Raw genomic sequence first — 11,479 nt, forward strand, 5'->3', positions numbered from 1 at the left:
GGGTAAGTGATTGATATAGCGTTGGAAGTACCATTGGCTCGCTTCACGTTCCGTGGGTTTTGACAGCGCAACGACTTTTGCAGAGCGCGGGTTCAGGTTTTCGCGGAACCGCTTGATTGTACCGCCTTTGCCCGCTGCATCGCGGCCCTCAAAAACGATCGCGACGCGTTGGCCTGTCTCATTCACCCAGTTTTGAAAACGCACCAATTCGATTTGCAGTGCTTCCATCTCTTTTTCGTAGGCTTTGCGCTTCATACGTTCAGAATGGGGATAGGAGCCACCGAGGATATCATCCTTGTCGGCGCGTTTGATGGCGTCGCGTATCTTTTGTGGGGCTTTTTCGTCGAAAAACGTGCTTATCGCACCATCAAAAGGCAGGTCCATTTTGCTTTCTCTCCAATTCTTTAAACGCACTATGACTGCGCAGCGCCGCTACCGCAATCCAGCGCGTTTAGCGACGCGCAAAGTTGCGGCGATGACGTCGGGTTGGGACACATGTTGGGGGGCGTGGCCGATGCCCTCTAGCACCGTTAACTGCGCATCTGGAATTTGATCGACCAGTAGATCAGAGTGGATCGACAGACCCACAATTGTATCGACATCGCCGTGAAGAATCTCGGTCGGCACATTGATGTCCCCGTAGTGCGGGATCAGTGCTTTGATATCGGGCAATAAATGGATGCGTTGGCGCGCATTGGCGATCATGCTGTGACGGCGCAAGGTCATGCCGGGGCCGAAATGTTCTGAATATCCTGTCGGAGCGGCTTGGGGTGTAAAGACACTTTCCAAGGCATTGGCGATGTAGGAATTGGGCACCCATGCGGTGATCAGCGGCACAATAAATGTAGCGCCAAGCGTTGAGGAGGTTACGCGATACAGCGGATCGACGGGAGTTGTCCAAGGGTTTGAGGGTGAGGCCAACAAGACAAGCGCAGATACGTTTTCGGGATGATGCACAGCCCACGCAAGGGCGACAGCGCCGCCGAAGGAATGGCCCATCACGATTGGCTTTTCCGCGCCGAGTTCCCCGACCGCTGCAGACAGCAATGCCGCTTGCTCCGCGAGCGTTTCGCCGTTTTTGTGCAGCCTCGGCGTATAGCCAAAGCCTGGACGGTCGACGACGATGACGCGGAACTCTTTTTCCAACTGTCCTGCCAAAGAAAACGTCATATCGCGCGTTGACCCTGATGCACCGTGGATCAAAACGAGGTCTGGTCCAGTGCCGCGCACAACTGCGTGCACGCTATGGCCATTCACATTTACGATTTGACCCTCGGGCGGGTAATCCGTTTCGGATTGGGCTTCGCGGGCGCCTGCGCGATAAGAGGTGAGCGCTGCAAATGCAGCGATCAACAGTAGTAAAACTAAGGCCAATTTAGGCACCGATCTTTTCCATGTCGTAGAAGGTAGATTGGTACATCTCATTGATCCAATTGCCATAAAGCAAATGCGCATGGCTGCGCCAGCGGTTTTGCGGAGGCTCAGAAGGATCATCATTTGGATAGTAATTCGCAGGCACGTTGATGGGCGTGCCTTCGGCGATATCGCGATCGTATTCCTGTTTCAGCGTGCCACTGTCATATTCAAAATGGTTGAAAATATAGAGCGCACGGTGCTTTGGGTCTTGCACCAAACCGGGGCCGGAATGATCACTGGCGAGCAATGTGGTGAGCCCGTCCGCTGCGTCAATTTCCTCTTGGCGCATTTCGGTCCAACGGCTGACGGGGATCACGCAATCATCCGAAAAGCCGCGCAGCAGCGGCGAGGCTGGCGCAAGGTTTCGATGGCGGAAACAGCCAAAGAGTTTGCTGTCCAGCACATGTTTTTTGACCCCATGGAAATGGTTAATCATTGCCATGCCACCCCAGCACACGCCAAAGGTGGAATGAACGTTGGTCTGTGTCCACTCCATGATTTCACTCAGCTCATCCCAATAGGTCACATCCTCGAAATCCATGTGCTCAATCGGGGCGCCTGTGATGATCAGACCGTCGAATTTCTCGTGTTTCACCTCGGAAAACGGGCGATAAAAGCTGGCCATATGCTCGGCTGCGGTGTTGCGCGTTTTATGCTCGCTCATGCGGATCAGGGACAGTTCAATCTGCAAAGGCGTTGCGCCGATCAGGCGGGCGAACTGGTTCTCCGTCTGGATTTTCTTCGGCATCAGATTGAGCAAACCAATGCGAAGCGGGCGAATGTCCTGACGCGCCGCGCGATCCTCTGAAACCACCATCACGCCTTCGCGCTGCAGCACGTCAAAGGCAGGAAGGTCGGAAGGAAGCTTTATGGGCATGGGTCAGTCTTTCATGGGCTTAGAAAAGCGGAGTTTGTTGTTGTTTAGGTAGGCTTAGCCAAGTTTGGCAGCAAGGGCATCGGCAATCACATTCACGAAATCACTTTCACCTTTGATCGTTTCCCAATCGCCGGCTTCAATCGTGATGCCATGATGTTCTGCCATGGCAGCATAACGCGGTTGGCGGTGATTTAGCGCCTGTTCATAGGTCCAACGTATAAAGGAATCTGGATCAACTTCGTCTTCTTTAACGTTGTTTTTGCTCAAATATTCACTCCATACGCGCGCCAAAAATTCAGGCTGATAGGACATGGGTTTTGGTTCTTTATCAAAGCGTTTGACCAATGTCGCGGTATGGGCATCGCTGCCTTTGATCCAGATCATCAGGCAGTTTTCAGCAAGCTGCGTCAGCAACGGATCGTTTGGATCATTCGGATCAACCCATTCGCAGATGGAGCCGCCAGTGTCGCAGATGAAATTGTCGTAGCCATAGACCGATTGCGCGCGCTCGATAAAGGATTTGGTATCTTCCAGCGCAGCGATTTCGGCCGCGCGGAATTGATCCTGGCGACGCTGGTATTCTTTGATCGGCAACCCGCCCTTTGATGGATCACCGGGTTTGCCCAAATAGGCCGCGACTGGGCGCAAATCATGGTCGTGCACGTTCACGCCGAAATGGATCAGATCTTGCATCAACATTTCGTTCAGAAACGGGTTTTTCATCGCCTCGCGTTTGAGATTGTCGATGATGTGTTCGCTCATGTGGCGGGTGCCAATGCGGTAATCGACGGAGTAGTGGAACCAGTTTTTTTCAGCAAGCAATTCGGACACATGGGTTTTTCCAAGGCCGGAAGAGGCGAAAATCAACACGCGTTTTTGCGCGGCGTCTCGCCAAGCCTGTGCAGAGGGGTAAAGCATGTGATTGCTCCTAAGTGCTAAACTGTTCTTAACGCTTAGCTACTTGCCCCGTCGCCACGCGTCAACGGCGCGCCCGTCCAAGATGATCAGACCGAGCGCGAGGATGGCAAAGCCGACATATGCACGCGTATGCAAGGTTTCCCCTAGAACCAGCGCGCCCAGCAAGATTGCGACGGGGGGAACCAGAAGCGTGACCAACATCAGGTTGCCACTGCCTGCGATCGCCAGAATGCGATAGTAGAGCAGATAGGCCAGCGCGGTCGCGATCACGACGTAATAGCCGATGGCGAGCCATGTAATCGGCTGCAACGCGAGCGTGATTGGTCCCTCAAGTATCCACGCCATTGGAACCATGATGAGCGTCGAGCCGGTTAGCATGCCGGCTGCGGCGACTTCTGGCGCGAGGCCCGTCAGGCGTTTGCGGGCCCAAACCCCTGCAAAGGAATAGGAAATCGTCCCTGCGATGATTGCGAGCTGGGCAAGGGAGCGAATGTCCAATGCCAGTAAATGTTCCAAGCCGATTGCGGTCGCAACGCCAAAGAAGCCCAAGAGCACGCCAATTCCCTTGCGTACGCTGAGGCTTTCATCGGCAAAGAAGCAGGCCGCGAGCAAGACGCCAAAGATGGCGGTTGAGGCGTTCAGGATCGATGTGAGGCCTGTTTCAATCGTCAACTGCCCCCATGCCATGAGTGAGAAGGGTATCGCATTGTTCAGCAATCCCATCACCAGAAAGCCGAACCAAATGCGCGGGTCTTTTGGCACGGGCAGGCCGCGTAGCAGGACATAGCCCCAAAGAATGAGCATGGCCCAGCCTGTGCGATGGGCGACGGAGGTGAAAACCCCAACCTCGTCCAATGCGATGCGGATTGATAGAAAGGAGCCGCCCCAGATTAATCCGAGCAGTGCCAAAAGACCCCATGCGAGGGGCGAGATGTTTTTATCCTGTGCCATGAGCGTTTGGTGCGCCCATAAGGTGGCGGCTTCAACCCGTAACTTGCGCTTTGCGGGTTTCGGACAGGATATTGTAGTAATTGCCCGCGAAAATCAGGGCCGCGCCCGCGAAGACCCAAATGTCGAGTGGTTCGCCAAAGAGGAACATCGCGATGATTGCGATCATGGGCAGACGGGTGAAATCCATGGGCATCACCACAGTGGCTGGCGCGATGGACAGCGCCTTGGTTAGGCACACATGCGCGATCAAACCGGCAAGGCCAACAAGGGCCAATAATGGCGCGCTTTCAAAAGTGGGCAGGGCGATATCCCCATCATACCCCGCGCAAATGAGCCCAAAAACCGCTTGAACAGCGGTCAAATACAGCATGATGCAGGTCAGCGTTTCTGTGCGCGTGAGGCGTTTGGTTAACATGCCTGTCATAGCAAAGCAGATCGCGGAGAGCGCGGCCGCGATGACGCCGATGTTGATGGGCGTGGCGCCTGGGCGCGTGACGAGCAGAATGCCGATGAAGCCTAATACAGCGGCGACAATCCGAGGGCGCGTTAGTTTTTCACCGAGGAAAATAGGCGACAGGATCAATATCCAGATGGGTGAGGTGAATTCCAGCGCGAAGACCTGCGCCAAAGGAATGAGCGTCAGAGCGAAGAACCACAGGTTTTGGCCCGCAAAGTGAAACAGGTTCCGAACAATCTGCAGCGGCGCGCTTTCGCGTGTGACTTCACCCAATGTGCCAAAGGCTTTGGCCGCGATCAAAACCACGATCAGCCCCATGATGGAGCGATAGAGCATGATTTCGAAGGTATCATAGCCGCCCGACAACCAACGCCCTGCAACGGCCATGAAAGAAAAGGACAAGATCGCGCCGATCATCCAAGTGGCCGCGCGCAGCGTGGGCGATGTCATTGAAAACTACCTTTTCTTCGTTGCCGAAGTGCATAAAGGCATCTTCGCTCATGGCTTTAAATGCAAAAACGCCCGACCTGTCAAAGTGTCGGGCGTTATTTAAAAGTTTAGAGTGTTATTCCCACTCAATCGTTCCCGGAGGTTTGGATGTAATATCGTAGGTTACGCGGTTGATGCCCGGCACTTCATTGATGATGCGCGTTGCGGTCTCACCAAGGAATTCATGCGTGAACGGGTAGTAATCCGCAGTCATACCATCGACAGAGTTCACCGCGCGCAGGGCGCAGGCGAAATCATAGGTACGGCCATCGCCCATAACGCCAACGGTGCGCACAGGAAGGATCGCCACGAAGGCCTGCCAGATTTCATCGTAAAGACCGTGCTTGCGGATCTGATCGATGTAGACGGCGTCCGCTTCGCGCAGGATGTCGAGCTTTTGACGCGTGATTTCACCAGGGCAACGGATCGCGAGACCCGGACCAGGGAAGGGGTGGCGGCCAATGAACGACGCGGGCAGGCCGAGCTCACGGCCCAAGGCGCGGACTTCATCCTTGAAGAGTTCTCGCAGCGGTTCCACGAGCTTGAGGCCCATTTTCTCTGGCAAACCACCAACATTGTGGTGCGATTTGATTGTAACCGACGGACCACCAGAGAAGCTGACGCTTTCGATCACATCGGGATAGAGCGTGCCTTGCGCAAGGAACTCAGCGCCTTCGATTTCGCCAGCGTATTTCTGGAACACATCGATAAAGAGGCGGCCAATGATCTTACGCTTGGTTTCGGGATCGTCTTGTCCCTCCAGCTCCCCGAGGAACAGTTCCTGTTCTTCGGCGTGGATGAATTGCATGTTGTAATTGTCGCGGAACATGGAAACGACTTCGTCCGCTTCGCCCTTGCGCAACAACCCGTGATCGACAAACACACATGTCAGTTGATCACCAATTGCTTCATGGATCAGAACCGCGGCAACCGAGCTGTCAACGCCGCCAGAGAGACCGCAGATGACCTTCTTGTCACCAACCTGCGCGCGGATCGTTTCGATCGCTTTTTCGCGGTAGGCGTCCATTGTCCAATCGCCGGTGAAACCCGCCAGTTTGACGAAGTTTTCATAGACCATTGCGCCGTTTGGCGTGTGGTGGACTTCTGGATGGAATTGCACCGCAAAGAAATTACGCTTGAGATCAGCCGTGATTGCGTAAGGGGCGTTCGGCGATGTGCCGTAAACTTCAAAGCCCGGCGCAAGCGCGGAGACGTGATCGCCGTGGCTCATCCAGACTTGTTCTTTGCCATCCGCGAACCAACCGTTCAGCAGGGTAAGCTCGTTCTCTGGCGTTACATAAGCGCGGCCAAATTCGGCTGTGCCGCCGCCGCCAGAAATCTTGCCGCCTTCAACCTTGCCACCGAGTTGCTGCATCATCACTTGCTGACCGTAGCAAATGCCAAGAACAGGAATACCTGCACTAAACAGGCTTTCGGGTGCGCGTGGGCTGCCCTCACGGGTGACGCTGTCAGGACCGCCGGAAAGGATCACGGCTTTGGGTCCGAACTCTGCCAAAAACGCATCAGTGACGTTCTGGTAAGGGTGGATTTCGCAATAGACATTCAGTTCGCGCAGACGACGCGCAATGAGCTGCGTCACTTGGCTACCGAAGTCGATAATCAGAAGGCGGTCATGGGATATCTCTGTCATGGTCGTCCTCTAGGGCAGAGCGCGCGCAAGGTCAATTCTGATTGGGTGACGCAAATCTTCAAGACGGGTTTTCCGTGATGGATTATCCAGAGATTAAGCAATTCAAAAGGACGCTGTTATGAAATTTCGCTATACAATTCTATACGTTGAGAACGTTGCAAAAACCATGTCGTTTTATGAAGCGGCTTTTGGTCTCACACGGGGTTTTCTGCATGAGGCTGGGGATTTCGGTGAGATGCAGACGGGCGAGACGAAGCTGTCCTTTGCCTCAAAAGCTTTGATCGAGCAAACGGGACAAGGCGTTGGCATGGCTGATCCGAGCAAAGCGATCTTTGAAATCGCGTTTGAGACCGATGATGTGGCGGGTAAATTTGACCATGCCGTGAAGAGTGGCGCAAAATCTGTCAAAGAGCCGAGCGAGATGCCGTGGGGGCAGACCGTGTCTTATGTCAGTGATCCGGATGGCAATTTGGTTGAGATATGTTCGCCCGTTGCAAACGCGGGCTGAAAGAACTGCCACGTGAGATCGACGCGGGTTTTGAGCTGCGTAGGCGTGACGCCGAAAAACGCGCGGATGGTGCGGCTCATGTGTGCTTGATCGGAGAATCCTGAGGCATAGGCGATGTCACCGAGAGGAGCGCCAAGCGCGATTTTCTGACCTGCGCGTCGCGCGCGGGCCAGTTGGAGCCAGAACACAGGGCTTGGCAGGTTATGCGCCGCGAACAAACGTTGAAGGGTGCGCTTGCGCACGCCAAGCCGTTTGGTCGTGCCTTCAATCGTGTCGATACTTGTTTGTAGGCACTTCAAAGCCTCTTCCAAATCGGGATCGGTCCTGCTCGCGGATGCGATGACCTCTGCGCAGTCTTCCTCTGGCGGGAGGTCGTGCAGCAGGTCTTTGAGGGCGTCGATATCTATTTCAGTCGCTGGTTTGAGGCGATAGCCCGTCATATAGGCATTTTGGTCTGAATAGATGGTTTGCGGCGCGCGCATTAGGGCGCTGAGCTTCACGTTGGGCGCTTGTCCGTCGCTTTTCGAGACTATGACATCACAGCACCCATCGGGCAGGATGACGCTTGTTTTGCCCGCATCAGTTTGGACCGACCATTTATCTAAAATCACTGCGTTCATTCGCGCAAAACTCACAAAGCGCGGTTGGAAAGTCAAACAACGACGGCTTGGGCGTCGTTTTTTCCCCTCAGAGGCCGTAATTCCACGACGGTCGGTGTTGTAGACGGGATATCTTTAAGGAAATCAGCAATTCAGATTTCGATGGGATTAACCACATGGCAGAAACAGCACCACGCGCACGGCGCGCAAGAGGTGGCGGCGGGGCCGCGCGACGCGCAGAGCGCACAACTGTGAGCTTCGATACTGCAAAGTATATCGAACGTAACATCCCGAACTTTGAGATCCTGAATGAAGAAGCGCTTCAGATTATCGAAGCCAACGCTGAGCAAATTCTAGAAGAAGTCGGCGTGAACTTTGTGAACAACCAAGCGGCTTTGGATCGTTGGCGTGATGCCGGCGCGATGATCGAAGGGGAACGCGTGCGTATCCCGAAAGGGTTGGCGCGTCGTTTGTGCAAAACTGCACCGTCGAGCTACACTCAACATGCGCGCAATCCTGAGCGTAACGTGGTGATTGGCGGCAATACGTTGGTCTGTGCGCCTGTTTATGGACCGCCCTTTGTGCGCGATGCTGAAGGCGGACGCCGCTATGCGACGATGGACGATTTCAACAAATTCGTAAAACTTGGCTATATGTCCAAATGGCTGCACCATTCTGGCGGTACGGTGTGTGAGCCAACGGATATCGCGGTGAACAAGCGTCATTTGGATATGTTGCACGCGCATATGACCCTGTCTGACAAGCCGTTTATGGGGTCTGTGACAGAACCAAGCCGCGCGCAAGACAGCGTTGAGATGTGCGAAATTCTGTTCGGGAAAGACTTCGTTCAGGAAAACACAGTGATGACCTCGCTGATCAACATCAACTCACCGATGACATTCGATGATGTGATGATGGGTGCGATGGAAATCTATGCGCAGAACAATCAGGCCTGTATCATTTCGCCCTTTATCGTCGGCGGCGCGATGGCGCCTGTGTCCGTTGCGGGCACGTTGACGCAAGTTTTGGCTGAAGTTCTGGCAGGCATTGCCTATAGCCAGTTGGTCAAGCCAGGTGCGCCTGTGATCTTTGGCGCGTTCGTGAGCTCTATCGATATGAATTCTGGCGCGCCGACTTTTGGCACGCCAGAAGCCAGCCATATTCTATATGGGGCAGGGCAGTTGGCCCGCCGTCTTGGCCTGCCATTCCGCTCTGGTGGCAGCCTTTGTGGCTCCAAGCTTCCTGATGCGCAGGCCGCTTATGAAACCGCGCATACGCATAATGCAGCGCTGCTTGGCGGTGTGAATTTCATGCTACATGCCTGCGGCTGGCTTGAAGGCGGTCTTGTGTCGTCCTTCGAGAAATTTGTCATGGACGCCGATCAGCTTGGTATTCTGCATCATCTCGCCAAAGGTGTGGCGGTTGATGAGAACGCTCAAGCCATGGATGCGATTCGAGAAGTGGGACCCGGGGGGCATTACCTTGGCTGCGCACATACGCAGGCCAACTTTAAAGAGGCCTTCTGGCGCACGGATGTGTTTGACTACAAACCCTTCGAGACGTGGCAGGACGACGGCGCGCGTGATACCCAAGCGCTGGCATCTGCGCGTGTGCAACAGATGCTCGCAAATTACCGTCAGCCAGCACTCGATCCCGGGATCGCAGAGGGTCTGAAGGACTACATCAACGCCAAGAAAGCATCGATGCCTGACGCCTTTATCTAGGCACCTTTTTCACTGTGACGCTGATATTCAGCGATCAGGGCAATGAGCACCTCGACATGACGTGCGGCGCTATATGCAGCGTCGCGCGTTTTTCGTAACGTGTTGATATGGTTTTCTAAATCACACAAGGTAACCAGAATAGCATGGTGTTTTGCAGGAATTGGCCCTTGCAAGACACGGGGCAAATGAGTTTTGCGACGATAGTCTTTCACGCCGTGTTGAGCGGCCTTTGACAAAAGCTGCGGGCGTTTCAGGTTTGCGAGTCGTGTTTTGATGTCGAGCATGCGTATTCCTTTGCTGCGAATTTCTAGAAATACGATATGCAACTTTGAGCTGTGTTGCGGTGCTGCACCGATTTGCGTTCGCAACGTTTAGAATTGTTTATCTTTTGGAAACAATACTTAACCAGACGATAATTGTTAACTTTTGGGTAACAATTAACGTTCAGGTTGTGGATAAATCCTGAATATAACCGTGTATAACAAGGTCAAATTACGTGACGCATCTTTCTCATATGCACCTCGCCCCAGCGGGTCTGTCTGACGCTAAAACACCGATCCCTGCGTGGGTTCCTGAGGCGGTTCAACGCTATCTCACGCATACGGAAGAAGGTTTAACCATTCGTGAGTTAGCGCGTCGCTCTGGCTGTCATGCCTCTACTGTGATGCGACAGATCAGAAAGATCGAAGTGCGCCGAGATGATCCTCTCGTTGATCGTGCGCTGCATGCGTTAAGCTCTGAATTTTTCCAAGGCCATATGAAATCACGCGCCAAGGAGAGCACCTGTATGAACGATATGTCTGCGACTTCGATTCAATCCGCAAACACGCCTGATTTAGACCGTCAAACTTTACGCATTCTTAACAGGTTGTGCGAAACGGGGGCCGTCTTGGCCGTTGCTGAGGGCATGGAAACGGCTGTTGTGGTGCGTGAAACGGCCGGTGGCGCAACCAGCAAGACGGCGTCTGTGTCTGCCGAATTCGTTTCGGTTCTGGCGTTAAATGATTGGGTGGAATGCCCGCAACCCGCGCGTATCTCTCGGTATCGGATCACAGCATCGGGCCGCTCCAAAATGGCAGAATTGGCCTTGCTTTATGACGCGAGCGCAGATGTTCAGGACGAAGCGGACGCGATGGCGTTTGGAACTGACAGCGCGAAGAAGCGCCGCATTCGCTATAGCGTTGTTGAATCGCCTGTGACGGCCTTATCTCGACGCAAAGCAAAAGATGGTGCGCCGTTTTTGAACGAATCTCTGGTAAATGCGGCCGAACGTTTACGCGAAGATTTTGAGCTGGCGCAAATGGGGCCGCAAGACGGTGTGGATTGGCAGAGCTATTTGACCGCTGCGCCAAAATGCGACGCAGACCAAGACAGCGCGCATATTGCCCCGCGCGATGCCCGTGATCGCGTTGGAAAAGCACTCTCGTATCTAGGGCCAGGTTTGGGCGATGTCGCCTTGCAGTGCTGTTGTTTTCTTGAGGGTCTTGAAAGCACGGAAAAGCGAATGGGATGGTCGGCGCGGTCAGGTAAAATCGTTCTGCGTATTGCGCTCCAACGCTTGTGCGTCTTCTATGAGACCGAACTGGGCGATGTTCTTATTGGGTGAGCACTAAAGACATGGGCCGCACCGCGCGCGGGCCGCATTTGCAAGGCTGATATGCAGCAAAGTTGACTGGCAGTTAAAAAGGAATGTGTTACAAGGGCCTAATTCTCTTCTGAGCGAGGGCCTCCCCATGCGTGATCTGAACATTCCTGAGCAACGCCACCCTGAAAAGGCGCACCGCCCTGACAATCCGCAGCCGAAAAAGCCGAACTGGATTCGCGTGAAAGCGCCCACTGGCGCGGGATATGAAGAAACACGCAATATCATGCGCGACAACAAGCTGGTG

The 11,479-nt window shown here is 54.1% G+C and carries 11 protein-coding genes and 2 pseudogenes; 4 read left to right on the forward strand and 9 right to left on the reverse strand.

Features of this window, described 5'->3' with window-relative positions; all coding sequences use genetic code 11:
• The 7 genes and pseudogenes from ABJQ89_RS19950 to guaA all read right to left on the reverse strand — a co-directional run.
• Positions 1 to 384, reverse strand: a pseudogene (locus ABJQ89_RS19950) (polyphosphate kinase 2); the annotation flags it as partial.
• Positions 385 to 432: 48 nt separating this feature from the next.
• Entirely contained in the window at positions 433 to 1,383 is a 951-nt protein-coding gene (locus ABJQ89_RS19955; protein ID WP_348497904.1) for an alpha/beta hydrolase, read from the reverse strand.
• Positions 1,376 to 2,293 (reverse strand): homoserine O-succinyltransferase, encoded by a 918-nt coding sequence (gene metA / locus ABJQ89_RS19960; protein ID WP_348497905.1) that lies wholly within the window; start codon positions 2,291 to 2,293, stop codon positions 1,376 to 1,378. The genes ABJQ89_RS19955 and metA overlap by 8 nt, the downstream gene beginning before the upstream one ends.
• A gap of 54 nt (positions 2,294 to 2,347) precedes the next feature.
• A complete protein-coding gene (locus tag ABJQ89_RS19965) occupies positions 2,348 to 3,211 on the reverse strand; it encodes an ATPase (RefSeq protein ID WP_348497906.1) in 864 nt (287 codons plus the stop codon).
• A 39-nt stretch (positions 3,212 to 3,250) separates the two neighbouring features.
• Positions 3,251 to 4,162, reverse strand: a complete 912-nt coding sequence (locus ABJQ89_RS19970) for a DMT family transporter (protein WP_348497907.1) — start codon at positions 4,160 to 4,162, stop codon at positions 3,251 to 3,253.
• Between the two features lie 31 nt (positions 4,163 to 4,193).
• Positions 4,194 to 5,069 (reverse strand): DMT family transporter, encoded by an 876-nt coding sequence (locus ABJQ89_RS19975; protein ID WP_348497908.1) that lies wholly within the window; start codon positions 5,067 to 5,069, stop codon positions 4,194 to 4,196.
• 115 nt (positions 5,070 to 5,184) lie between these two features.
• Complete coding sequence (gene guaA / locus ABJQ89_RS19980; RefSeq protein ID WP_348497909.1) at positions 5,185 to 6,759, reverse strand: glutamine-hydrolyzing GMP synthase; 1,575 nt, start codon at positions 6,757 to 6,759, stop codon at positions 5,185 to 5,187.
• Positions 6,760 to 6,877: 118 nt separating this feature from the next.
• Between guaA and ABJQ89_RS19985 the strand changes: the two genes are divergently transcribed.
• On the forward strand, positions 6,878 to 7,267 hold the full coding sequence (locus ABJQ89_RS19985) for a VOC family protein (RefSeq protein ID WP_348497910.1): 390 nt from the start codon (positions 6,878 to 6,880) through the stop codon (positions 7,265 to 7,267).
• Here the strand turns inward: ABJQ89_RS19985 and ABJQ89_RS19990 are convergent.
• Positions 7,204 to 7,887, reverse strand: a complete 684-nt coding sequence (locus tag ABJQ89_RS19990) for a helix-turn-helix domain-containing protein (protein ID WP_348497911.1) — start codon at positions 7,885 to 7,887, stop codon at positions 7,204 to 7,206. The genes ABJQ89_RS19985 and ABJQ89_RS19990 overlap by 64 nt on opposite strands.
• A gap of 155 nt (positions 7,888 to 8,042) precedes the next feature.
• Between ABJQ89_RS19990 and ABJQ89_RS19995 the strand changes: the two genes are divergently transcribed.
• Complete coding sequence (locus ABJQ89_RS19995) at positions 8,043 to 9,590, forward strand: trimethylamine methyltransferase family protein (protein ID WP_348497912.1); 1,548 nt, start codon at positions 8,043 to 8,045, stop codon at positions 9,588 to 9,590.
• Here ABJQ89_RS19995 and ABJQ89_RS20000 read toward each other — a convergent pair.
• Positions 9,587 to 9,874 carry a DUF6477 family protein gene (locus tag ABJQ89_RS20000; protein WP_348497913.1) on the reverse strand — a complete coding sequence of 96 codons (288 nt, stop codon included), beginning with the start codon at positions 9,872 to 9,874 and terminating at the stop codon, positions 9,587 to 9,589. The two genes, ABJQ89_RS19995 and ABJQ89_RS20000, sit on opposite strands and share 4 nt — an antisense overlap.
• Positions 9,875 to 10,086: 212 nt before the next feature.
• Between ABJQ89_RS20000 and ABJQ89_RS20005 the strand changes: the two genes are divergently transcribed.
• Both ABJQ89_RS20005 and ABJQ89_RS20010 read left to right on the forward strand, forming a co-directional pair.
• Positions 10,087 to 11,196 carry a DUF6456 domain-containing protein gene (locus tag ABJQ89_RS20005; protein ID WP_348497914.1) on the forward strand — a complete coding sequence of 370 codons (1,110 nt, stop codon included), beginning with the start codon at positions 10,087 to 10,089 and terminating at the stop codon, positions 11,194 to 11,196.
• Positions 11,197 to 11,323: 127 nt separating this feature from the next.
• A pseudogene (locus tag ABJQ89_RS20010) lies at positions 11,324 to 11,479 on the forward strand (lipoyl synthase); the annotation flags it as partial.

This window comes from Planktotalea sp., assembly GCF_039984035.1.
In the GTDB taxonomy this organism is placed as follows: domain Bacteria; phylum Pseudomonadota; class Alphaproteobacteria; order Rhodobacterales; family Rhodobacteraceae; genus Planktotalea.